We start from the raw sequence: 24,172 nt of genomic DNA, 5'->3' as shown, positions 1-24,172 counted from the left end.
TCGTGCCAGGCCATCGCCCGAGCCGACGCTCTGAGCTGTCAGGGCGCGTCCTTGCCGATCTGCCGATGCTTGTGACTCACGACCGCAGGAGCGGCCCGCGGCTTCGGCACTGTCTTCCACGCCGGGCCGATGAGGCGCATGCCGCGCACGCGCTTCACGGCCTTGAGCAGATAGACCGCGCCGAACACCGGCCACCATCGCTGACCCGCACGCTCCATCCAGGCATAGCGGTCGAGCCAGGCCTGGGACCGCAAGGCCGGCCGGTAGCAGCCGAAGCCGCCGCTCTCGACCTCGAAGCTGAGCAGGCGCAGCCAGTCGCGCAGCCGCCGGTGCGCGATGAACTCGCCGGCGCGCGGCAAGAACAGTCGCTGGTCGTCGGCCCGTGCGTCCAGGCGCTGCGCTGCGCGACCGGCGGCCTGGCGCAGCCCCCACAGGCTCGCCGGGTTGAGGCCGGTGATCACGACCTGGCCTTCGGGCACCAGCACCCGCTCGACCTCGCGCAGCGTGTGGTGCGGGTCGCGCGCCAGCTCCAGCGTGTGCGGCAGCACCACGAGATCGAGACTCTGGCTCGCGAACGGCAGCGCGTCGAAGTCGCACGACAGTGCCACCGCGCGCGGCCCCGTCCCGCAAGCGGCCTCGGGTTCGGCTTGCGACGCTTCGCGGGCCGACAGCGCGAGCCAGCGGTGCGGCATGCGGTTCGCGTGCAGCGCGTCGATCTCCGGCAGGCCGAGTTGCAGCGCGTGGAAGCCGAACACATCGGCCACGTGCGCGTCGATGCGCGCCTGCTCCCACGACAGCACGTATCTCCCCGGCGGCGTCCGCAACCACAGGGGCAAATCTATACTCGACGCTTCTTGCACCATGAACCTGATCGCTGTTCCCGCCTTCACGGACAACTACATCTGGATACTCCACGATGGCCTGTCCGCCATCGTCGTCGATCCGGGGGAAGCCGCGCCGGTGATGCACGCGCTCGACGAGTGTTCACTGAAGCTCGCTGCGATTGTAGTGACCCACCACCACGACGATCACGTCGGGGGCGTCGACGGGCTGCGCGCACGCCTGCCGGATGGCCAGGGGCCCGTGTACGGCCCGGCGCGCGAGCGCATCCCGCCGCCGTTCACGCCGCTGCGCGATGGCGACGCGATCGATTTGTTCGGCACGCGCTTCGAGGTGATCGACGTGCCCGGCCACACCTCCGGCCACATCGCCTACTTCGGCCAGCCGGCGGGCGAGGCACCGATCCTGTTCTGCGGTGACACCCTGTTCAGCGGCGGCTGCGGCCGGCTGTTCGAGGGCACGCCGGCACAGATGCACGCCTCGCTGTCGCGCCTGGCCGCGCTGCCGGGCGACACGCGCGTGTGTTGTGCCCACGAATACACACTCGGCAACCTGAAGTTCGCACGGGCGGTGGAACCCGACAACGCGCAGGTGGTCCACTACATCGCGCAGTGCGAATCGCTGCGGCAGCGAGATCTGCCCACCTTGCCAAGCACGGTGTCACGCGAGCGGCAGGTCAATCCCTTTCTGCGCGTCACGGCGCCGCAGGTCCGAACCAGCGCCCGCGCCCATGGCGCCTCGGGCGACGACGCGGTGAGCGTGCTCGCCGCGTTGCGCCAGTGGAAGAACGAGTTCCGATGACATCCCTGCTGCCCCTGCTGAAGCGCCATGCCACGCTGCCCGTCCTGGCCCTGACGCTCGCGCTCGCAGCCTGCGCCACCGCCCCCCCGCCCTCGACACCGGCACCGGCACTGCCGGACCGCAGCGCCCAGACCACGCCGCCGGACACCGCCGCCGCGGCCCGGCTCCCCGCGGCGGCGGCATCCGGCCCCGCCACCGAAGGCCGCAGCGCGCCGAACGAAGCCGCCGCGGCAGCAGGCCAGCCAACCGATCCGGTGCGCCCCGAGGAACCGGTGGACCTGGCGGCAGATGCCGCACAGCGCGACCTGTGGGCCCGTGTCAGGCGTGGCTTCGCGATGCCCGACATCGACAACGACCTGGTCCGCGACCGCGAGCAGTGGTACGCCAGCCGGCCCGACTACGTGCAGCGCATGACCGAGCGCTCGAGCCGCTACCTCTACCACGTCGTCGAAGAGATCGAGCGGCGCGGCATGCCCACCGAGCTGGCGCTGCTGCCCTTCATCGAGAGCGCGTTCAATCCGCAGGCCATGTCGACCGCCAAGGCCTCGGGCATGTGGCAGTTCATCCCGTCGACGGGCAAGCATTTCGACCTCGCGCAGAACGTCTTCCGCGACGATCGGCGCGACGTGCTGGCCTCCACGCGCGCCGCGCTGGACTACCTGCAAAAGCTCTATGGCATGTTCGGCGACTGGCACCTCGCGCTGGCCGCCTACAACTGGGGCGAGGGCAGCGTGGGCCGTGCGATCGCGCGCAACCAGAAGCTCGGACTGCCGACCGACTACCTCAGCCTGAAGATGCCGGACGAGACCCGCTACTACGTCCCCAAGCTGCAGGCGGTGAAGAACATCATCGCGCAGCCGCAGGCCTTCGGCCTGACACTGCCCGAGATCGACAACCACCCCTACTTCCTGAGCGTGCCGATCCAGCGCGACATCGACGCGGCCCTCGTGGCTCGTCTGGCGGGTCTGCCGCTGGACGAGTTCCACGCACTCAACCCGTCGCTGAACAAACCGGTGATCCTGGCCGCCGGCACGCCGCAGGTGCTGCTGCCCTACGACAACGCGAACCAGTTCGTGCGCGTGCTGCCCGGCCACGAGGGACCGCTGGCCAGCTGGACCGCGTGGGTCGTCCCGAAGACGATGAAGCCGGCCGATGCCGCCAGACAAGTGGGCATGAGCGAGGCCGAGCTGCGCGAGGTGAACCGCATCCCGCCCCGCATGCTGGTGCGCGCCGGCTCGACGCTGATGGTGCCGCGCCACGAGCACCGCCACCAGGATGTTTCGGAACGGGTGGCCGAGAACGCCACCATGTCGCTTGCGCCGGACGCGCCGCCCTTGCGCCGTTCCACCACCAAGGCCCGCAAGAACGACAGCGTGGCCTCGATCGCGAGCCGTTACCGGCTCAGCGCCGCCAGCGTGGCGAGCTGGAACAAGGTGGCGGCCGGTGCGACGTTCAAGCCCGGCCAGATCGTGGTGCTCTACCTGCCGTCGAGGGCGACGGCGCGAACGGGCACGGCCACCGCGAAGGCCGCCAGCCGCGGCACGCGCACCGCGAAGTCGACGGCCGGCGGCCGCAAACCGGCCGCCAAGGCCGTCGCCGCGCGGCCCCTCGCGCAGACCAAAAGCCGCGTCGCTGCCAACAGCCGCTGAGATCGGCACACCGGGCTAGCGCCGGTCGCTGAGCGCATGCGCGATCGTGCCCAGGTCCACATACTCCAGCTCGCTGCCGGCCGGCACGCCGCGCGCCAGGCGCGTGACGCCGAGGCTGCGGCCCTTGAGCGCCTGCGCGATCACGTGGGCCGTGGCCTCGCCTTCGGCGGTGAAGTTGGTGGCGACGATCAGTTCCTGCACCTCGCTGTCGGTCGCCCGCGCGAGCAGCTTCTCGAGCCCGATGTCGTGCACGCCGATCCCGTCGAGCGGGCTCAGGCGCCCCATCAGCACGAAGTACAGCCCGTGGTAGCTGCCGCTGCGCTCGACCGCCGCCTGGTCGGCCGGCGTCTCGACCACGCACAGCTGGCGCCGCTCGCGCGCCGGGTCGAGGCAGGTGCTGCACACCTCGGCCTCGGTGAAGGTGTTGCAGCGCTCGCAGTGGCGCACCGTCGCCACCGCCTGCTCCAGCGCCCGCGCCAGCCGCTGCGCGCCCTCGCGGTCGTGCTGCAGCAGGTGGTAGGCCATGCGCTGCGCCGACTTCACGCCGACACCGGGCAGCCGGCGCAGCGCGTCGGTCAGTGATTCAAGCGCTGAAGCTGTGGCCATGCGGCAGTGGTTCGGGCGTAGCGAGCGGCCCGCGGGCTAGGCGCAGCGCGCACAGGAACCGGAACGTACTTCCTGTACGTGAGGATTCCGCGCACGCTGCAACGACGCCCCCGGGGTGCGCAGCAGCCACGCTCAGAAGGGGAATTTCATGCCGGGAGGGAGGGGCATGCCCGCCGTCAACTTCCCCATCTTCTCCTCGCTGACCGCCGCCGCCCGGCGCACCGCGTCGTTGAAAGCCGCGGCCACCAGGTCTTCGAGCATGTCCTTGTCGTCGGCCAGCAGGCTGGGGTCGATGGTGAGGCGTTTGACGTCGTGCTTGCAGGTCATCACGACCTTCACGAGCCCGGCGCCCGACTGACCCTCGACCTCGAGCAGCCCCAGTTCGTCCTGGGCCTTCTTCAGGTTGTCCTGCATCGCCTGCGCCTGCTTCATCAGGCCGGCCAGTTGTCCTTTGAGCATGTCGTTCTCCGATGGATTCAGATGGGTTTGATCGAGCCCGGCACGATGCGCGCCGTCTTGAACTGCGCGGTGAGCTGCAGCACCAGCGGGTCGTTGTGGATCAGCACCTCGGCTTCGCGCTGGCGCCGCTCGCGCGCGGCCGCGTCGCGGCGCGCCGGCGTATCGTTCACCGCGCCGGCTTCGATGTCGAGCGTCACGGGGTGGCCCAGTGCCGCGGCCAGCGCGGCCTGCAGGCGCTCGGCGTGCGCCGGGTTGCGCAGGCTCTCGCGTTCGACCCGCAAGCGCAGCCGCGTCTCACCCGGCTCGATCGCCACGCATTCGGCCTGCAGCGCCAGCTCCCGCACCAGCGCGGCGATCGCATTCGCGTTGGTCAGCTGGTGCACCAGCACGGCCCAGCGGTCGCCCAGCGGACCCCGCGGGATTCCGGCGGATGCAGCGGCATGAGTCGCTGCGGCCCCGGCCACGTTCGCCACGACCGGTGCCACCGGGCGCGGCTCGGCGACCTCCAGCGCTTGTTCTTCGGCCGGCGGGATGTCGTCGTCCCACGGCGGCACGCTGGCTTGCGGCTCGTCGGGCGGCGGCCGCGCCGGCAGCGAGGCGGGCACGAGCGCCCGTACCGCGTGATCCCCTTTCACCGGCGCCACGGCCAGGCTGGCCGTGGCCGGTGCACGCGCCAGCGGCACCGCCGTCGCCGGGCTGCGGGCAGCCGCGACGGCCGTCCGCGGCGCGGTCGCCGCGCTCGGTTGGGCCCGGCCCTCGGAACGCGGCGTCCCGGGCAGCCGGAAGGCCAGCATGCGCAGCAGCACCATCACCAGACCGCTGTACTCGTCGGGGGCCAGCGCCAGCTCCGCGCGGCCGTGCAATGCAATGCTGTACAGCAACTGCGTCTCGTCGGGTGGCAGCAGGCCGGCACGCTGTGCCAGCGCCGCAGTATCGGGGTCCCCGGCGTCCAGCGCGTCGGGCAGCACCTGCAGCAGCGCGAGCTGCTGCAGCACCACCGCCATCTCCTCGAGCACTCCCTCGGCCGACTGGCCCTCGGCCCGCAAGGCGTCGGCCGTCGCCACCACGCCGGCGCCGTCGCCGGCCGCCAAGGCGTCGATCAGCGCGTAGACATGGCTGCGGCCCGCGGCGCCCAGCATCTGGCGCACACCGGCCTCGTCGAGCGCACCCGCCCCGAAGGCGATGGCCTGGTCGGTGAGCGACAGCGCGTCGCGCATCGAACCGTGGGCGCCGCGTGCAATCAGCCGCAGCGCACCGGGCTCGGCTGCAATGCCCTCGGCGGCCAGCACCTGCTGCAGATGGGCCAGCACCGTCTCGGGCGCCATCGGCCGCAGGTTGAACTGCAGGCAGCGCGACAGCACCGTGACCGGCACCTTCTGCGGGTCGGTGGTCGCCAGCACGAACTTGAGGTACTCGGGGGGCTCTTCCAGCGTCTTCAGCATCGCGTTGAATGCGGTGCTGGAGAGCATGTGCACTTCGTCGATCATGAAGACCTTGAAGCGTCCGACCACCGGCTTGTAGGCCGACTGTTCGAGCAGCTGCGAGATCTCGTCGACGCCACGGTTCGAGGCCGCATCGAGCTCGGTGTAGTCGATGAAGCGGCCCGCGTCGATGTCGCGGCAGGCCGGGCACACGCCGCAGGGCTGGGCGGTGATGCCGCCCTGGCCGTCGGGCCCGGTGCAGTTCAGGCTCTTCGCGAGAATGCGCGACACCGTGGTCTTGCCCACGCCGCGCGTGCCGGTGAACAGGTAGGCGTGGTGCAGCCGCTGCGACGTGAGCGCGTTGGCCAGTGCCCGCACCACGTGCTCCTGGCCGACCATCTCGCCGAAGTGGCGCGGGCGGTACTTGCGGGCCAGGACCAGGGTGCTCATGTGCGGCAGTTTACCGGCCGGGGGGTGGCCTCCCCGGCCGCGGGGCTGCCGGATAATCGTCCGCAATCTGCGGCCTGCTCGCCGCGCCGCCAGTCCACCGGGCACCCTGCCCTGCCGATCATGACCACGCCCACTCCCACCCCGCTGAGCTACGAACAGGCCGGCGTCGACTACGAGCTGATCGACCCGCTGAAGGTCGCCGCGCAGCGCGCCGCCAAGGACACCGCGAAGAACCTGGCCGCGCACGGCTTCGGCGAGGTGGCCGCGTCGCGCGGCGAGTCGGCCTATGTGGTCGACGTGGGACCGTTCTACCTGGCCAGCATCGTCGAATGCCTGGGCTCGAAGGCCTTGGTGGCCGACGAGATGAAGGCGCTGACCGGCAACAGCTATTACGGAGCCATCGCCCAGGACACCATCGCGATGGCGATCAACGACCTGATCACCGTCGGCGCCACGCCGCTGGTGGTGCAGGCCTACTGGGCCGCCGGCGGCAGCGAATGGTTCGCCGATGCGCAGCGCGCCCAGGCGCTGGTCGCGGGCTGGAAGCAAGCCTGCGACAGCTGCGGCGTGGCCTGGGGCGGTGGCGAGACGCCGGCGCTGGCCGGCATCGTCGAGGCCGGGCGCATCGACCTCGCGGCCTCGTGCACCGGGCTGATCAATCCGAAGGCCCGGCTCTCGGTCGGCGATGCGCTCGCTCCTGGCGACGCCATCGTGCTGCTCGCGTCCAGCGGCATCCACGCCAACGGCCTGAGCCTGGCGCGCAAGCTGGTCGAGCGGCTGCCGCAGGGCTACCTCACCGAGGTGGCGCCGGGCCTGAACTACGGCGAGGCGCTGCTCGCGCCGACCACGCTGTACTCGCCGGTGACCGAGGCGCTGTGGAACGCCCATATCGTGCCGCACTACAGCGCCAACATCACCGGCCACGGCTGGCGCAAGCTGCTGCGCCACCCGGCCACGCACACCTACCGCATCCGCACCGTACCACCGGTGCCGCCGGTGCTGCGCTTCATCGCCGAGCACGCGGGCCACGACGCGCGCGAGGCCTACAGCACGCTGAACATGGGCGCCGGCTTCGCGCTGTTCGTGAAGGCCGCCGATGCACAGCGCAGCGTCGAGGTCGCACGCGAGCAGGGTGTTGCCGCCTGGGTGGCGGGCACGGTCGAGGCGGGCCCGAAGCAGTTGCTGATCGAGCCGATCGGCGTGCGCTTCGGCGACGACGACCTGCAGCTGCGCTGACGCTCGAACACCCCCGCAAAGGGTGGCAGCGCACCCGTCACCTACAATCCGCGTCGACGGGCCTCCCCGCATGGGGGCGCGGCCAACCGGGTCAGGTCGGGAACGAAGCAGCCCTAACCGTTAGCCTCCAGTGCCGGGGTCGGGCTCGTCACCTTATTCCCTTGAATCCCCAGGAACGGCGCGGAATCCAGCATCTATGCGGATTCCCAAGGCGTCGACTGCGTACGGACGGTGTGTACTTTCATGGTCCGCTCATGAGCAACACGAGCGAACACATGGGAAGCGATTCACCGGGGGCTTCCAAGCGGGCCGGCTCTGCCGTGCGGCACCGTGGTGGAGTGGAAGAACCAGAACGCACAGGCACAGGGCGCAGCCGCGAGGTAGCCCGACAGGAACGCAAGCACCCAGGCGAGCACTGTGCATATGCCGAAGAACGATTGATTGATCGCCGTCATGACTTAGAGCAGGACGGCGCATGAGAGCAGACCTCCGGCGACGCACAGCCAAGTGATGATCCGAGGACCGAGGCGGCGCGGACCTATGGCGGTGCGAGGGCCCTAAACGGGCCGTGGGGCGTTCAAGTGTCTGAACTGCGAACAACGCTCAGACGCCCCTCCGTTCGGCTCCCGACGGCGTTCCGGCCTTGGCGCTTCGCCTCGTAGCAAGCCGCGTCAGCGCTTGCGATTACTGCGGCAACATCGGCGAGTTGGTCGTCGACTTGCACGAGGCCGATACTCGCTCCAATCTCGAACCACTCCCCGGCCCATTCGAGCCGGAATGCGGCGATCCGAGAGCGGATGCGCTGGGCGATGTTCATCCCACCTTCTTTGGTACAGCCACGCAGCAACACCGCGAACTCGTCGCCTCCTAGACGGGCGACAGTGTCGTGCGCACGCATGCCCTCGCTCATGAGGGCAGCCACGCGCCTCAGCAGTTCGTCTCCTGCGGCATGGCCGGCGCGGTCGTTTACGGCTTTGAAGCGGTCTAGGTCGATGAACAGCACGCAGGCGGTCTCTGTACTGCGACGCTCACGGAGCTGTTCTTCCAGGCGCATCTCAAACTCGCGCCGATTGACGAGGTCAGTTAGTACATCGTGTGAGGCCGACCACGACAATCGCTCACGTTGTGTCCGCTGCGCGGTAATGTCGGTACAGACCCAGATTGTTCCGGCAGATATGTCGCCGGCCCTCACAGGTGAGCCGTGCCGGCGGGCCCAAAAACGGCTCCCGTCCTTTCGCACGAGTTCAATCTCCTCATCGAACGACAGGCCAGAGGCGAACGCCTCTGCGACGCGCTGACCAAGCAAAGCGTGTTGCTCGTCCGAAAGGCAAATAAGCCGCGTCGGTTGGCCGGTTAGCTCCCCCTCCCGATAACCAAACAAGCGGTTGAACTCAGCGCTCAGTAGTTCGAAGCGACCTAGGCGGGTGAATGCGATCCCGGCGGGAGCGTTGCCGAGTACGGCCTGCATCTTGGCAAGCAACTCGGCGTTGGCGGCTTGGCTCGCGGCACGCTGCCGCATGACATGCTGGAAGATCCGGGATAAGCGCCCAAGCTCACCACTTGCTTGCGGCCATCCATCCTCGTCTGCCACGTCCTCATCAAGCAGTCGCTTTGCACGCACCTCAAGCCGTCGCAGAGGGCGCAACAGGATCAAGGTCAACACCAAGATTACTCCGCTTCCAACGAGCGCTACCGCCACGGCGATCCACGCTGTTTGCCACTGCGCCGCGGCAATTCCTCCGAACAACGTTTCGGAGGAAGCAGAGCGCATCACCAACCAGCCTGCCTGCGGAACGCCGGCCATCGCGACCATCCGCCCATCGACGATCGACGCAGAGCCCTGAGGCTCAATCGGGCGGCCCTGCGCGCTCCAGGCGGCCACGGCGCCCGCCACATGCGGCTCTGTGGCAGCGTCGCGCAGTATCCACTGCCGATCCGGGTGCGAGACGATCCGGCCCTCGGCATCCACGACGATCGTGATCGCCGGGTCGTCGGCGGCAAGCCCGGCCTCGGTCAGATCGGCCACCACGTCGCGCGAGGTCAGGCGGAGCACCCCACCGAGCGCGGCAGTGACCTGGCCGCCCTCAGTAAGAATCGGCATCGACAAGACCAAGACCGGCTCGCCAGACACCCGGCTGATAAAGGCATCGGACACATTGGGCCGCTTCTCGGCAAGCACCTTGCGAAAGTAGGGCCGGTCAGCGATCGTGACGTCGGAGGTCCTCACCAGATGGCCATCGGCCACGGCGAGCAATCGACCGTCTGCCGAGGCGACGTGAAAGCCGGAGAACAGGCCCAGCAGGACAGGATTGCGTGACAGGTAGCGCACCATCGCGTCGGCATCGCCAACCTCCCGCACCGGAAACACGCGGGCCGCGTTGTGGAGCGCGCCCTGCAAGGCTTCGACCCGAGCAGACAACACGGCCGACAGCTTCTCGGCTGCACTACGCTGGGAGTCAATCACCGTTCGCTCGGTGCGCTGAGCGACGGTGTTCAGAACAAACACCCCCGTCAACCCGACGCTCAGACTAATCAGCAGCAGTCCCGCGAGTGCTAGTCGAATCTTGAGCGAGCCAAGTGCTTCCGCCCACCGGCTCGATGGTCCAACCTGCATACGCGCCCCCTCCAGCCCCAACTTGTCTCTCGGCGCTCGATCTATTCTTGGGTGTCTGTCGAGCGGAGTTCATCGTATCGCATCCTAGGCACGCCGCTGTCTCCCGAAATGCCGGACCTTCGGTCAGCTCATCCTCCCCACTTGATCAGCCAGCCGCCCGTCGGGGCCTACCTCACTGCGTGCGCCACCGCGAACGGGACGAGGTAGCGCAACAGCACTGCGACAGCCCCAAAACGGCGTGCCGGAGTGCCTCCACTGCGGACCTGGACTGTGTACCTGACGCCTTTGGGACCCCGCTGGGACCCGCACCTATCCTAGGTTTCGGGTCCGACTCCACGAGAGTCGGGCTCGTCACCCCTTTTCCCTCGATATTGCCCTCGCGCCACGCAGCCCGACCGGGCGGCGTCCGCTTCAGACCGGCACCAGGAAGTCGCGGCTGATGCCCACGCCCAGGTCGCCGACACGGTCGAGGAACTGCGTCAGGAAGGCGTGCAGCCCGGTCGCCAGGATCTCGTCGATGCGGCCGAAGCTCAGGTCGGCGCGCAGCCGCCCGGCGCGGCGCAGCGTCTCGCCGCTCTGCTCGTTCGACACCATCTTCAGGTTGCCGACCACCTCGTTCATGCAGGCGGCCAGCGAGCGCGGCATGTCGGGCCGCAGGATCATCAGTTCGGCCACCTTCTCGGGGCGGATCACATTGCGGTAGACCTTGCGGTAGACCTCGAAGCCGGACACCGAGCGCAGGATCGCGCTCCAGTAGTAGAAGTCGACCTCGACCGGCTCGCGCTGCTCGCGCACGCCGAAGAATTCGCTCTGCGCACCGTGGAACTTGACGTCGAGCAGCCGCGCGGTGTTGTCGGCGCGCTCGAGGAAGGTGCCGATGCGCAGGAAGTGGAAGCTCTCGTCCTGCAGCATCGTGCCCAGCGTCACGCCGCGCGACAGGTGCGAGCGGAACTTCACCCACTCGAAGAAGTCGGCCGGGTCGCGCTTGAAGCTGCCCTCGGCAATGAGCCGCTTGAACTCCAGCCAGGTGGTGTTGGCGGTTTCCCAGACCTCGGTGGTCAGCGTGCCGCGCACCGCGCGGGCGTTCTCGCGCGCCGCGCGCAGGCAGGAGTGGATGCTCGACGGGTTGGACTCGTCGCGCACCATGAATTCCATGACCTCGCGCGGGTTCACGCTGTCGTGCAGGCGGTGGTAGTCATGCGTCAGCTCGCTGATGCTGAGCAGGCCGCGCCAGCCCTGCTCGGTGGCCTCGCTGGACTGCGGCAGCAGCGAGGTCTGGTAGTTCACGTCGAGCATGCGGGCGGTGTTCTCCGCGCGCTCGGTGTAACGGGCCATCCAGAACAAGTGGTCGGCGGTTCTTGACAACACGGCGGTCTCCTCAGGCCCGGTTCACGCTTCGAGCATCCAGGTGTCCTTGGTCCCGCCGCCCTGCGACGAGTTGACGACCAGGGAACCTTCCTTCAACGCCACCCGCGTCAGGCCGCCCGGCACCATCTGCACCGTCTTGCCCGACAGCACGAAGGGCCGCAGGTCGATGTGGCGCGGCGCGACGCCGCTCTCGACGAAGGTCGGGCAGGTCGACAGCGCGAGCGTGGGCTGGGCGATGTAGTTGTTCGGGTTCGCAACAAGCTGCAGGCGGAACTCCTCGATCTCCGCCTTGCTCGCCGCCGGGCCGACCAGCATGCCGTAGCCGCCGGCGCCGTGCACTTCCTTCACGACCAGCTCGCCCAGGTGCGCCAGCACGTACTGCAGGTCATCGCTCTCGCGGCACTGGTAGGTCGGCACGTTGTTCAGGATCGGCTTCTGGCCGAGGTAGAACTCGATCATCTTCGGCACGTAGGGGTAGATCGACTTGTCGTCGGCCACGCCGGTGCCGATGGCGTTGCACAGGTTCACGTTGCCGGCACGGTAGACCGACAGCAGGCCGGCGCAGCCGATCGTCGAATCGGCGCGGAAAGCTTTCGGGTCCAGGAAGTCGTCGTCGATGCGACGGTAGATCACGTCGACGCGGCGCGGCCCCTGGGTCGTGCGCATGTACAGGTAGTTGTCCTTGACGAACAGGTCCTGCCCTTCGACCAGCTCGACGCCCATCTGCTGCGCGAGGAAGGCGTGCTCGAAGTAGGCCGAGTTGTACATGCCCGGCGTCATGACCACCACGGTCGGTTCGGCCGCGCCGGGCGGCGCGACGGCACGCAAGGTGTCGAGCAGCAGGTCCGGGTAGTGCGCGACCGGCGCGACACGGTGGCTGCTGAACAGCTCGGGGAACAGCCGCATCATCATCTTGCGGTTCTCGAGCATGTAGCTCACGCCGCTGGGCACGCGCAGGTTGTCCTCGAGCACGTAGTAGCTGCCCGAGCCGTCGGGGTTGGCGGCCCGCACGATGTCGATGCCGGAGATCTGTGAATAGACATTGCCCGGCACGTCCACGCCCATCATCTCGGGGCGGAACTGCGCGTTCTTGAAGACCTGCTCGCCCGGCACGATGCCGGCCTTGATGATCTCCTGGTCGTGGTAGACGTCGTGGATGAAGCGGTTGAGCGCGTTGACGCGCTGCTTCAGGCCCTTCTCCATCTCGCGCCATTCCTGCGCGGGGATGATGCGCGGGATCAGGTCGAAGGGAATCAGCCGCTCGGTGCCGGAGCCGTCCTCGTCCTTCGCGCCGTAGACCGCGAAGGTGATGCCGACACGGCGAAAGATCATCTCCGCCTCGTCGCGGTGATCCTTCATGGCCTCGTGCGGTTGCTGGGCGAGCCAGCGGTCGTAGCCAGCATAGTGCTCGCGCACCTTGTCGCCGCTGGCATGCATCTCGTCGTAGAACTTCGTCATCGTGTCTCCTACGCTGAGGCTGAAGCTAGCAGAGATTGTGCCAAGCAGCCTGTTTTCGCCGGTCGCGGCCGGCTCATGCTGCGGGCACCACACGCGTACCGACACGCACGTCCAGGCGGTGGCGGCCGCCGCCGCGGATCACGCCGCACAGCGGCGTGACGTCGGCGTAGTCACGCCCCAGCGCGAGGCGCACATGGGTCGGGCCGGCCTCGCAATCGTTGGTCGGGTCGAGTTCGAGCCAGTCGACCGAGCCGTCCTCGCGCGGCATCGCCACGGCAACCCAGGCATGCGACGCATCGGCTCCTTCGAACCTGGGCTGGCCCGGGGCGGGCTCGGTCAGCAGGTAGCCGCTGACGTAGCGCGCCGCCAGGCCGAGCACGCGCAGGCTGCCGATCATCACGTGGGCGAAGTCCTGGCACACGCCGCGCCGCTGCTCGAAAGCCTCGAGCAGCGGCGTGCCGACCTCGGTGCTGTGCGGCGCATAGGCGAAATCGGCATGCAGGCGGTGCATCAGCTCGGTGGCCGCCTCGTCGAGGCGCCGGCCCGGCCCGAACGACGGCCGGGCCCAGGCGCGCAGCGCCGCGTGCGATGGCACCAGCGTCGACGGGAAGGTGAACTCGGCCGCAGGGTCGAGCGGCCGGCCCGACACGTAGCGCCAACGCTCGCGGCAAGCCTCCCACGGCAGGGCCGCCGCGCCGGAGCGTTCGGCGGGATTTGCACGCACGCGGCTGGTGGCTCTCACCCGCAGCACCTGGTGCGGCGCGGTCAGCGTGAACACGCGGCGGCTGTTGCCGTAGACATCGCAATCGTCGTGCTGGTGCGCCGGCAGCGGTTCGATCTCCATCTCGAAGTCCAGCAGCTGCTGTGCCCCCTCGTCGCGCGGCTTCAGAATGGCGATGTGCTGTGCCAGCTCGACCGGGCTGCCATAGCGGTACTCGGTCACGTGCACGACTTCGAGTTCGACCGGTCCCGAAGGGGGCTGCGCCACCCGCAGCGGCGGGCCGGGCGGCTCAGACCGAGAGATGCTGTTCATGCAAGCCGGCGAGCGCGAAGTAGCGCCGCCCCACGTCATCGGACAGGCGCGCGCCGGCCTCGGCCAGGCGATCGGCGAGGGCGACCACCAGGCCATCGTCGACCACCGCCTCCTGGCCGGGCTCGGCCCGCCGGCACAGCTGGACCAGCGTCGTGCCGACGCCGGCCGGCGGCAGCAGCGCCAGCATCCCCTCGACCGAATCGGCACTGCCCGGCAGCTTGGCCAGCTCGGTGCGCAGGCGCCGCAGCACGCAACCCAATGCGCGCGGATTGGCCGGATCGATCACCAGCAGGTCGAGCAGCGCCAGCGCCTCCTGCCGGCCGGGGTAGCGCGCGCGGTAGGTGAGGCTGCTGTCGAACAGGTCGAGCAGCAGGTCGAAGCCGTGGGCGCTGTGGACCGCCCCCTCCTCGAAGAAGCAGCGCAGCGTACCGCTCATCGCGATGAGCCGCTCGGCCTGCCGCCCCACGGTGAGCAGCCGCCAGCCGTCGTCGCGTGTCATGCGGTCGCTTTGGGCCCCGGTCACCGCGGCGAGCTGGCTGGCCAGGTGTTCGAGCGCGCCACGCAGCGCGTCGCTGGCCAGACCCGGTGCGGTCCCGGCAGGCGCATCGTCCTCGGCCCCGGACGCGACAATCTCCACCCGCGCATGGAAGTCTTCGACCATTGCGCGCACCAGCCGCCCGTGCTCGGGCGACAAGCGTTCGCGCAAGGCCCCGGCCACGCGGTCGAGTGCGGCCAGGTTGTAGGCGATGCTCTGGTGGTCGCCGGCATCGGTCAGCGCCGCGACGACGGAGCGCTCGAACACGCGCGGCGACTTCGTCAACGAGGGCACGCCTGCAGGCGCGAGCCCGCTGCGCTGCACGAGCTCGGACACGGCATCCAGCACCGCCGACGGCGTGTCGTCGTCGTCGTCGACCAGCGCCGCGGTGGCCAGCGCCAGGCGCACCAGCTGTTCGGTGCGTTCGGTGTAGCGACCCATCCAGAACAGGTTCTCGGCGGTGCGGCTCGACACGGGCCGCTGGTGCACCGCGATTTCCTCGGGCCGCAGCCGCTGCGGCAGCATGGAATAGGTGTCCACCGCCCCTTCGCGCAGCACCCAGGTGTCGAGGCTCGCGCCACCGTGCTGCATCGACACCACGTGCGGGTCGCGTGCAGCGATGCGCGTCATGCCGCCGGGCAGCACGCGGTAGCCGCCGCGGCCGTCGGCGATCGCATAGACGCGCAGCATCGCGGTGCGCGGCAGGAAGGCGCCGGACTCCCACCACGGCGTCTGCGAGAACGGCTGGTAGCGTTGCAGCGTGAATTCGTCGGGCTCGTCCTCGATGCGCTCGCGCCATTCGTCGCGGGCGGCCGGCGCCAGCGTCGCCATGATCTGCGGCTCGAAGCTGCGGCCGCGCACGCCCTGGTAGGTGGGCCGGATCACGCGCTCGGGCAGTTCGTCGCGCGTGGCCTGCCAAGCCGCTTCCTCGCCGCACCACCAGCTCGGCAGCGCCGGCAGCGACAAGGGCTCGCCGAGGAGCTGGCGCGCGATCGCCGGCATGAAACCCAGCACGCCGGGCGACTCCAGGAAGCCCGCGCCCAGCGCATTGGCCATCACCAGCCGGCCGGCCCGCAGCACCTGCAGCAGGCCGGGCACACCGAGCGCCGAATCGGCGCGCAGCTCCAGCGGGTCGCACCAGATGTCGTCGAGCCGCCGCAGCAGGCCGTGCACCGGCTCCAGGCCCTGCACGGTCTTGAGGTAGAGGCGATCGTCGCGCACCGTCAGGTCCCCGCCCTCGACCAGCGGCAGGCCCAGGTAGCGGGCGAGGTAGGCCTGCTCGAAGTAGGTCTCGTTGTACGGTCCGGGGGTGAGCAGCGCCAGGCGGGGTGTTGCGCAGCCATCGGCCGCGGCGATCACAGACGCGGGGCCGAGCAGCGAGTCGAGCAGGCTGCGGTAGCTCGATGCGACGTGCTCGACGCGCAGCTCGCGGAAGGCCTCGGGAAACTGGCGCGAGACGATCAGCCGGTTCTCCAGCACATAGCCGAGTCCCGAGGGCGCCTGGCTGCGCTGCGACACCACCGACCACTCGCCACCGGCGCCACGCGCGATGTCGAAGGCCAGCACGTGCAGCCGCACGCCTCCGGCCGGCTCCACGCCATGCAGCGCACGCAGGTAGCTCGGGTGGCCGAGCACCAGCGCGGGCGGCAGCAGGCCCTCGTGCAGCAGGCGCTGCGGCCCGTAGCAATCGGCCAGCATCGCCTCGAGCAGGCGCGCGCGCTGGGCGATGCCGGTTTCGATCACCTGCCAGTCGGCCGGCTCGATCAGCAACGGCAGCACGCCCAGCGACCACGGTCGCTTGCCGCTCTCGCCGGTCGTGCTGCTCACGCCGGCCGGCTGGTAGACGTTGTAGGTCACGCCGTTGCGATGGATCTGCTGCGCGATCTGCGCGGCGCGGCGGTCCAGTCCGCTCAGGCTGTCGAACCCCAGCAACCCGAAGAAGCGCTGCCAGCGCTCGCGCAGTGCCTGCCCGGTGTCCTGCAGCAACTCGTCGTAGTGACCCGGATCGGCGCGCCGCGCCGCATGCAGGACCCCATGCACCACCGCGTCGGAATGCCAGCCGGAGGCGTCGAATTCAAGCGAGGACTGCAGCACGGCGGCGGTGGTTGAGACTCAGAGGTGGCGCAGATCGAGGCTGAAGGGAAACTCGCGACTCGGCAGGGCCGGCGCGACCTGCATCTTGCCCGGCGTGTGACCGAGCTTGAAGAAGCGCGCCAGCCGGCGGCTCTCGGCCTCGTAGGCGTTGACCGGAAAGCTGTCGTGGTTGCGCCCGCCGGGATGAGCCACATGATAGCGGCAGCCCCCGAGCGAACGGCTCATCCAGGTGTCGACCACGTCGAAGGTGAGCGGCGCATGCTCGCCGATCGTCGGGTGCAGCGCCGACGGCGGCGCCCAGGCCTTGTAGCGCACCCCGGCCACGAATTCGCCGACGCGGCCCGTGGGCTGCAGCGGCAGCGCCCGGCCGTTGACGGTGACGACGTGACGGTTGCCGTTGAGCCCGGTGACCTTGACCTCCACGCGCTCCAGCGACGAATCGACGTAGCGCACCGTGCCGCCGGGCGAACCCTCCTCGCCCATCACGTGCCAGGGCTCGAGCGCGGCCCGCAAGCCCAGCTCGACACCGGCCACCGTCAGCCCGCCGATCACGGGAAAGCGGAACTCGAAGTGCGGCGCGAACCAGGCGGGATCGAAGGCGAAGCCGTCCTGGCGCAACTCGGCCAGCACGTCGTCGAAGTCCATCTGCACGAAGGTCGGCAGCAGGAAGCGGTCGTGCAGCTCGGTGCCCCAGCGCGTCAGGCGCGTCACGCTGCCGCCGGTATAGGGCGTGCGCCAGAAGCGCGCGACCAGCGCGCGCAACAGCAGTTGCTGCACCAGGCTCATGCGCGCGTGCGGCGGCATCTCGAAGGCGCGCAGCTCGAGCAGGCCCAGCCGGCCGGTCGGGCCGTCCGGCGAGTACAGCTTGTCGATGCAGAACTCGGCACGGTGGGTGTTGCCGGTGACGTCGATCAGGATGTTGCGCAGCGTGCGGTCGACCGTCCATGGCGGCACCTGCGCGAAGCTCGCGGTCTGGCGCTCGATCTCCTGCAGCGCGATCTCGAGCTCGAACACCTGGTCGTTGCGCGCCTCGTCGATGCGCGGGGCCTGACTGGTCGGGCCGATGAACATGCCCGAGAACAGGTAGGACAGGCTCGGATGGTTGTGCCAGTAGGCCAGCAGGCTCGCCAGCAGGTCGGGCCGGCGCAGGAAGGGGCTGTCGGCCGGCGTGGCGCCGCCGAGCACGAAGTGGTTGCCGCCACCGGTGCCGGTGTGGCGGCCGTCGAGCATGAACTTCTCGGTCGACAGCCGCGTTTCGTGGGCCGCCTCGTAGAGGAACTCGGTGTGGTCGACCAGTTGCTCCCAGCTCGAGGCCGGATGGATGTTGACCTCGATCACGCCGGGGTCGGGGGTCACCTGCAGCATCTTCAGCCGCACGTCGCGCGGCGGCGGATAGCCTTCGAGCACGAGCTTGATGCCCAGCGCCGCCGCCGTGGCCTCGATCGCGGCCAGCAGGTCGAGGTAGTCGTCGAGCAGCTCCAGCGGTGGCATGAAGACATAGAGGATGCCCCCACGCACCTCGACGCACATCGCAGTGCGCGTGATCCACGCGGCCGATTCGAAGCGGGCGGGCCTGTGCGTCAGCCCGCGGCGGGCGGCAGCGCCTGGCGTCGAGCCCGCCCCCGTGCCCACACCCGCACCTGCCCCTGCGCCCTCACCGGCACCGGCTCCAGCGGGCGAAGCACCCGCGAGCGCGGCCGCCCCGCCCCCATCGCTGCCGTCCGCAGACGGGCCGGCCCCCGCGCCCTGCGCAGCGCGGAAGGCGTGCTCGCCGTACTGCGCCCGCAGCGCGGCGACCGAGCGCAGCCGGCCGGCCGGCGCGAACGGGTCGGCGTCGATCAGGTAGGGGTAGTCGCCCTTCGTGACCCACGGCAGCGAATCGAGCGGCAGCCGGTAGCCCATCGGCGAGTCGCCCGGCATCAGGTACATGCGCTCGTCACGGAAGAACCAGGGGCCGGTGGTCCAGCTCGGCCCGGCCAGACCGGGCGCACCCGGCTCGCGCTTGATCGGCAGCATGTAGCCGACGACCTTGGCGAGCCCCTGGTCGAACACCTTGCGCAGGCGGGCGCGCTCCAGCTCGTCGTCGAGCCGCGCATCGAAGGGGTCGACGTTGACCGGCAGCCGGCGTTCGCGCCACAGGTAGTACCAGGTGTCTTCATAACCGGCCTGGATGTAGTCGGTGGCCAGGCCGAGCTTGCGCGCCAGCAACTCGATGAAGGCCTTGGACTCGACCTCGCTGTAGCCGGTGGGCTGGCGCTCGTCGGCGAACAGCGTCGGGTCGATCCAGCACGGCTCGCCGTCGGCGCGCCAGAAGATGCTCAGCGCCCAGCGCGGCAGCTGCTCGCCCGGGTACCACTTGCCCTGCCCGAAGTGCAGGAAGCCGCCGACGCCGTAGCGCGCACGCAGGCGCTGCACCAGCTCGTTGGCGAAGCCGCGTTTCGTGGGGCCGAGCGCGGCGGTGTTCCACTCGGCGCCCTCGCGGTCGTAGACCGACACGAAGGTCGGCTCGCCGCCCTGCGTGAGCCGCACGTCCTGCGCCTTGAGCTGCAGGTCGACCTGCTCGCCGAGCGACAGCACCTGCGCCCACTGCTCCTCGGTGTAGGGCTTGGTCACGCGCGGCGACTCGTGGATGCGGGTGACGCTCATCGAGTGGACGAACTCCACCTCGCTCTCGTCGACCCCGCCTTCGACCGGTGCCGCGCTCGATGGCTCGGGCGTGCAGGCGACCGGAATGTGGCCCTCGCCGGCCATCAGACCCGAGGTCGGGTCGAGACCGATCCAGCCGGCCCCGGGCAGGTAGACCTCGCACCAGGCGTGCAGATCGGTGAAGTCGGTCTCGGCGCCGCTCGGGCCGTCGAGCGACTTCACGTCGGGCTTGAGCTGAATCAGGTAGCCCGAGACGAAGCGTGCCGCCAGGCCCATGTGGCGCAGCGCCTGCACCAGCAGCCAACCGGTGTCGCGGCAGGAACCGGCACCGGACTCCAGGGTCTGCTCGGGCGTCTGCACGCCGGGCTCCATGCGGATCAGGTAGCTGATGTCGTGCTGCAGGCGCTGATTCAGGCCCACCAGGAAATCGATCGTGCGCTGCGTCTTGCGCGGCACGCTGTCGACGAAGGCCTTGAAGCGCGGCGTCAGCTCGCCCCCCACCAGATAGGGCGCGAGCTCGCGCTCGAGGCCTTCTTCGTAGCTGAACGGAAAATTCTCGGCGCTGGGTTCGAGGAAGAAGTCGAACGGGTTGTAGACCGACATCTCGGCAACGAGGTCGACGGTGATCTTGAATTCGGTCGTCTTCTCGGCAAACACCAGCCGCGCGAGGTAGTTCGAGAACGGGTCCTGCTGCCAGTTGATGAAATGGTCGACCGGCTCGACGCGCAGTGAATAGCTGAGGATCGGCGTGCGGCAGTGCGGCGCCGGCCGCAGGCGTACCACCTGCGGCCCGAGCGCGACGCGCCGGTCGTAGCGGTAGTGCGTGACATGGTTCAGCGCGACATGAATCGACAAGAGGCTCTCCTTCGGAACGGGCGGTGCGTGCCGGCGTCAGTCGGTCGATTCCGGCTCCGCAGGGTTAGCAACTTCCACGCCATTGTGCGTGTAGCCCGTGTCGGGGTGATGCCAATAGCGCCGGACCTGTGGACGCCAGCAGGCGCGGCCTTGCGGCCCGAAGCGCCAGGCGCCGCAGCGCGGGCTGTCGACCACCGCTATGCCGCGTTCGGCATAGCGCGCCAGCACCTCGGGCGCCGGGTGGCCGAAACGGTTGCGGTAGCCGGCCTGCACGACGGCAACCCGGGGTGCCACGGCGTCCAGGAAGGCCGGGCTGGACGAGGTCTTGCTGCCATGGTGCGGCACCAGCAGCACCTCGCTCGCGAGGGCCCCGCCTCGCGCGGCCACCAGCCTCGCCTCCTGCTCGCTCTCGAGGTCGCCGGTCAGCAACACCGCCCGCTCCTGCTGGTCCCAGCGACCACTGACGCGCAACACGCAGCTCAGGGTATTGGGCTTGGTCTTGACGCGCTCGGCGGCCAGCAGCGCCTCGGCCGTGGGATGCAGCAGCTCGAAGCGCACACCGTCCCAGACCCAGCGCTGGCCGGCCTCGCAAGGCACGACACCGACACCGCGCGCACCGGCCAGCGCGAGCAAGGGGTGACTCGCTTCGAGCGAGCTCGCGAGCCGCGCCACCGGCAGCGCGCGCAGCACGGCGGCGGCACCGCCCACGTGATCGGTGTCGCGGTGGCTGAGCATCAACAGGTCGAGCCCTCGTTCCCCGAGCGCGTGCAGCAGCGGCAGCAGCACCCGTTCGCCGGCATCGGCTTCACGCGAATACTGCGGCCCGGTGTCGTAGAGCAGCGTGTGCCCCGCCGTGCGCAGCAGCACCGCCGTGCCCTGGCCGACATCGACCACCGTCATCTCATAGGCGCCCGCTGCGGGTCGCACCACCGTCGGCACCAGCAGCGGCAGCAGCAGGGGCAAGCCGAGCGCACGCACGCGCCACGGCAGCGGCGCCAGCGCGAGCGCCGCGCCGAACAGACCGCAGGCCACCGCCCACGGCGGCGCGGCGGGCACCGACCACACCGCCCAGGCCGGCGCCGCGAGCACCTGCAGCCCGTCATTGAGCCGCTCCACCACCCAGGCCGTGGGCAGCCACAGCGGCGGCAGCAGCACGCCGAGCAGCGCCAGCGGTGTGACCAGCAGCGTGACCACCGGAATGGCGACGAGGTTGGCGACGAAGCCGACCAGCGACAGCTGTTGAAAGAACACCAGCGTCAACGGGGCCAGGCCCAGCGTCGCGACCAGCTGGGTGCGCAGACCGCCGGCCAGCAGGGACCGAAGCCGGGCCAGGATGCCGCGCCAGCGTGGACGTGCCGGGTCAGGCGCGAGGCGGGGGCCGGCTGCGGCCAGTCCGCGAACCTCGCCCGAGGCCAGCAGCAGGCCGACGGCCATGAACGACAACCAGAAGCCCGGCTGCAGCAGCGCCCACGGGTCGATCGCCGTCACGACGACCATCGCTGCGGTCCAGACCAGCGGCCAGCTCCAGCGCAGACCCGCGGCAGCGACCATGGCCACGGTGGCGAGCATCACGACCGTGCGCTGCGCCGGCACGCCCCAGCCGGAGAACACCGCATAGGCACAGGCCGCCGCCACGCCCCCCCAGCGCGCGGCGAGCGGGGCCGGGCAGGCCAGCATCGCGCGCGCACTGCGACGCCACAACCAGCCGACGCACAGGCCCGCGAGCCACGCGAACATCGTGACGTGCAGGCCGCTGATCGACATCAGGTGCGCGACGCCGGTGTTGCGGTACAGCGCCCAGTCCTCGCGCTCGATCGCGGCTTGGTCGCCCACCGCCAACGCCGCCAGCACGCCGGCCGACGACGGGTCGGCCACGCGCGCCGCGATGGCATCGCGCACCGACTGCCGCAGCCGGTCGATCGCCTGGCCGGCCGCTTCGCCGAGCAGGCGGTTCGCTGTGCCGCGCGTCGTGCGCACCGTGCCGGTGGCGCGCACGCCTTGCTCGAACAGGTACAACTCGTAGTCGAAACCCTGGGGGTTGGACAGGCCGTGCGGTCGCTTGAGCCGCAGTGTCAGCTGCCAGCGCTGGCCGGCCCGCAGCATCGGGAGCTCGGCCCCGTCGGGCGTCGCATACCAGCCGAGCGTCAGCCGCGACGGCAGGTCCAAGGCCGCGTCGCCGATGCGCGCCGACTCCGGTTCGAAGCGAAACCGCCAGGCATCGGGCGACCGCTGCGGCAGGCCGGCGACCACGCCGACCACGACCATGTCGCGGCCTTCGAGTCCGGCCGGCAGCTGCTCGGCCAGCCGCCAGCCGGCTCGCAAGCCGGTGGCCCCGAAGCTCGTCGCGGCACCGGCCGATGCCACCAGCACACCGGCCAGCAGCGCCGCCCGGGGGACCGCACCGCCGGCACGGCCACGCAGGATCGCGAACAGGCCCCATGCTGCGAGGCCGAGCGCGCAAAGGGCCGCATAGCCGGGCGGCGGCCACAGTGCCGCCTGCTGCAGTTGCAGCGCCGCTCCCAGCACCACGCCGGCACCCGCGGCCAGCACGCTCGCGACCGGCGTCGGAGGGAAGGAAGGCATGCGGCCAGTGTAGGCAGGCACACGAGCCGGCGGGAGGCCTTGCACGACGGGGGTGACGGGCCGCGCGGTACGATCGGCGCCCGCGCAAAGGAGCCTCGTCATGTCGATCCAGCAACGCCTCAAAGACCTCGGCATCGTGCTGCCGCCGGTGGCCGTGCCCGCCGCCGCGTACGTGCCCTTCGTGCGCAGCGGCAACCTGGTCTTCCTGTCGGGCCACATCGCCAAGCAGGGCGGCAAACCGCATGTCGGCCAGCTGGGTACCGACATGGCAACCGACGCCGGCAAGGCCGCCGCGCGCGCAGTCGCGATCGACCTGCTGGGCACGCTGAATGCCGCGGTCGGCGGCGACCTCGAGCGCGTGCTGCGCATCGTCAAGCTGCTGAGCCTGGTCAACAGCGCACCCAGCTACACCGAGCACCACCTGGTGACCAACGGCGCGTCCGAGCTGATCGGCGAGGTGTTCGGCGCCGACCGTGGTGCCCACGCCCGCAGCGCCTTCGGCGTGGCCCAGCTGCCGATGGGCGCCTGCGTCGAGATCGAGCTGATCGCCGAGGTGGCTGCGTGACGGCTGCCGGCAAGGGATCCCGCCCCGCCAGCGTCTTTCACCGCGTGCCGCGCGGCGTGCTGGCGCTGGTGGCGCTGATCTGCGTCGCCGCGGTCGGCGCGGCGCTGGTCGCGCAGCATGCGTTCGGCATGCTGCCCTGCCCGTGGTGCATCTTCCAGCGGGTGCTCTACCTCGCGATCGCCGCGGTCGCGCTGGTCGGCTGGGCCACGCCGGCGCGGGCGGCGACGCTGCTCGCGACGCTGCTGGTGTTCATGCTCTCGGCGGGCGGCATCGCCGCGGCGGTGTTCCAGCACCAGGTCGCGGCGCAGGACAGCAGCTGCGCCTTCACGCTGGCCGACCGCTTCCTGAACGTGACCGGCCTCGAGACCGCCGTGCCGTGGCTGTTCCAGGTCACGGCCACCTGCGCCGAGGCCGCGTCCGCCCGCCTGCTCGGGCAGCCCTTCGAGGTGTGGAGCGGGCTGCTGTTCACCTTGCTGGGCCTCACCGCCGCGTTGCTGCTGTGGCATCGCAAATCCCGGGCCTGAACGAGGTCAACACAGCGTCACGCACGAAGACTATGCTGCTGCCCGCGGCGCAGGAACGCGCCGAAGGAGACCGGCCATGACCCCCTGGCACCGCTTCTGGTTCCCCGACGGCGACAGCGTGCCGCCCCCCACGCCGGATGCCGCGCTGTGGACGCCGGACGCCCTCGCCGAGACGCAGCGCGAGCTCTGGCAGCAGGCGACCCAGGCGACCGAGGACTGGTGGCGCTACTGGCGCACGAGCTGGCCGAGCCTGCCGGTACAGCCGCCGATGGGACTCGTCGTGCCGCCGAGCCCTCCCGCATCGGCGCCGGTGCGGGCCGCCGCCCCGGCCGTTCCCCCGCGCCGCAAGGCGGCGACCAAGGCTTCGGCGGCGTCCCAGCCGGCGGTCAACGCGCCGTCGCGACCGCGCCGCACCGCGCGCGGCAAGTGAGCCAC

Annotated in this window: 17 protein-coding genes and 1 other RNA gene; 7 read left to right on the top strand and 11 right to left on the bottom strand. The window is 70.2% G+C overall.

The annotated features are described in order from the left end of the window. Positions 1-38: 38 nt before the first annotated feature. Positions 39-863, bottom strand: coding sequence for a class I SAM-dependent methyltransferase (locus ACQY9S_RS02470; RefSeq protein WP_428422992.1), 825 nt, complete (start codon positions 861-863; stop codon positions 39-41). Here ACQY9S_RS02470 and gloB point away from each other — a divergent pair. Then, positions 862-1,641, top strand: a complete 780-nt coding sequence (gene gloB, locus ACQY9S_RS02465) for a hydroxyacylglutathione hydrolase (RefSeq protein ID WP_428422991.1) — start codon at positions 862-864, stop codon at positions 1,639-1,641. The genes ACQY9S_RS02470 and gloB overlap by 2 nt on opposite strands. Next, complete coding sequence (locus ACQY9S_RS02460) at positions 1,638-3,290, top strand: transglycosylase SLT domain-containing protein (protein ID WP_428422990.1); 1,653 nt, start codon at positions 1,638-1,640, stop codon at positions 3,288-3,290. Before gloB ends, ACQY9S_RS02460 begins: the two co-directional genes overlap by 4 nt. A 15-nt stretch (positions 3,291-3,305) precedes the next feature. On the opposite strand, the gene recR is transcribed toward ACQY9S_RS02460, so the two are convergent. The 3 genes from recR to dnaX form a co-directional block, all read right to left on the bottom strand. Next, on the bottom strand, positions 3,306-3,896 hold the full coding sequence (recR, locus tag ACQY9S_RS02455; protein WP_428422989.1) for a recombination mediator RecR: 591 nt from the start codon (positions 3,894-3,896) through the stop codon (positions 3,306-3,308). A gap of 132 nt (positions 3,897-4,028) precedes the next feature. Continuing rightward, the gene (locus tag ACQY9S_RS02450) at positions 4,029-4,355 is read right to left on the bottom strand and encodes a YbaB/EbfC family nucleoid-associated protein (RefSeq protein ID WP_428422988.1); all 327 of its coding nucleotides are present in this window, start codon (positions 4,353-4,355) and stop codon (positions 4,029-4,031) included. A gap of 17 nt (positions 4,356-4,372) precedes the next feature. Beyond that, complete coding sequence (gene dnaX, locus ACQY9S_RS02445) at positions 4,373-6,226, bottom strand: DNA polymerase III subunit gamma/tau (RefSeq protein WP_428422987.1); 1,854 nt, start codon at positions 6,224-6,226, stop codon at positions 4,373-4,375. A gap of 120 nt (positions 6,227-6,346) precedes the next feature. On the opposite strand from dnaX, the gene ACQY9S_RS02440 reads away from it, so the two are divergent. Together ACQY9S_RS02440 and ffs are read left to right on the top strand one after the other, a co-directional pair. Then, complete coding sequence (locus ACQY9S_RS02440; protein WP_428422986.1) at positions 6,347-7,462, top strand: AIR synthase-related protein; 1,116 nt, start codon at positions 6,347-6,349, stop codon at positions 7,460-7,462. 55 nt (positions 7,463-7,517) lie between these two features. Then, an RNA gene (gene ffs, locus ACQY9S_RS02435) (signal recognition particle sRNA small type) lies at positions 7,518-7,615 on the top strand. A 424-nt stretch (positions 7,616-8,039) separates the two neighbouring features. Here the strand turns inward: ffs and ACQY9S_RS02430 are convergent. The 7 genes from ACQY9S_RS02430 to ACQY9S_RS02400 all read right to left on the bottom strand — a co-directional run bounded on the left by ACQY9S_RS02430 (position 8,040) and on the right by ACQY9S_RS02400 (position 22,648). Then, positions 8,040-10,076, bottom strand: coding sequence for a diguanylate cyclase domain-containing protein (locus ACQY9S_RS02430; RefSeq protein WP_428422985.1), 2,037 nt, complete (start codon positions 10,074-10,076; stop codon positions 8,040-8,042). A 411-nt stretch (positions 10,077-10,487) separates the two neighbouring features. Beyond that, on the bottom strand, positions 10,488-11,444 hold the full coding sequence (locus ACQY9S_RS02425; protein WP_428422984.1) for an alpha-E domain-containing protein: 957 nt from the start codon (positions 11,442-11,444) through the stop codon (positions 10,488-10,490). A 21-nt stretch (positions 11,445-11,465) separates the two neighbouring features. Further along, positions 11,466-12,902, bottom strand: a complete 1,437-nt coding sequence (locus ACQY9S_RS02420; RefSeq protein ID WP_428422983.1) for a circularly permuted type 2 ATP-grasp protein — start codon at positions 12,900-12,902, stop codon at positions 11,466-11,468. 73 nt (positions 12,903-12,975) lie between these two features. Further along, the gene (locus tag ACQY9S_RS02415) at positions 12,976-13,935 is read right to left on the bottom strand and encodes a transglutaminase family protein (protein WP_428422982.1); all 960 of its coding nucleotides are present in this window, start codon (positions 13,933-13,935) and stop codon (positions 12,976-12,978) included. Then, the gene (locus ACQY9S_RS02410; protein WP_428422981.1) at positions 13,913-16,564 is read right to left on the bottom strand and encodes a circularly permuted type 2 ATP-grasp protein; all 2,652 of its coding nucleotides are present in this window, start codon (positions 16,562-16,564) and stop codon (positions 13,913-13,915) included. Before ACQY9S_RS02410 ends, ACQY9S_RS02415 begins: the two co-directional genes overlap by 23 nt. Positions 16,565-16,582: 18 nt before the next feature. Next, entirely contained in the window at positions 16,583-20,065 is a 3,483-nt protein-coding gene (locus tag ACQY9S_RS02405) for a DUF2126 domain-containing protein (protein ID WP_428422980.1), read from the bottom strand. Between the two features lie 36 nt (positions 20,066-20,101). Next, positions 20,102-22,648, bottom strand: coding sequence for a DNA internalization-related competence protein ComEC/Rec2 (locus tag ACQY9S_RS02400; RefSeq protein WP_428422979.1), 2,547 nt, complete (start codon positions 22,646-22,648; stop codon positions 20,102-20,104). A 100-nt stretch (positions 22,649-22,748) separates the two neighbouring features. Between ACQY9S_RS02400 and ACQY9S_RS02395 the strand changes: the two genes are divergently transcribed. The 3 genes from ACQY9S_RS02395 (at position 22,749) to ACQY9S_RS02385 (ending at position 24,167) form a co-directional block, all read left to right on the top strand. Beyond that, on the top strand, positions 22,749-23,213 hold the full coding sequence (locus ACQY9S_RS02395; protein WP_428422978.1) for a RidA family protein: 465 nt from the start codon (positions 22,749-22,751) through the stop codon (positions 23,211-23,213). Further along, on the top strand, positions 23,210-23,737 hold the full coding sequence (locus tag ACQY9S_RS02390) for a disulfide bond formation protein B (protein WP_428422977.1): 528 nt from the start codon (positions 23,210-23,212) through the stop codon (positions 23,735-23,737). Before ACQY9S_RS02395 ends, ACQY9S_RS02390 begins: the two co-directional genes overlap by 4 nt. Positions 23,738-23,813: 76 nt before the next feature. Then, positions 23,814-24,167 (top strand): hypothetical protein, encoded by a 354-nt coding sequence (locus ACQY9S_RS02385; RefSeq protein ID WP_428422976.1) that lies wholly within the window; start codon positions 23,814-23,816, stop codon positions 24,165-24,167. Positions 24,168-24,172: the final 5 nt, after the last annotated feature.

This window comes from Methylibium sp. (assembly GCF_965279545.1).
GTDB lineage: Bacteria > Pseudomonadota > Gammaproteobacteria > Burkholderiales > Burkholderiaceae_C > Methylibium.
This window is presented reverse-complemented; position numbering and strand designations above follow the sequence as displayed.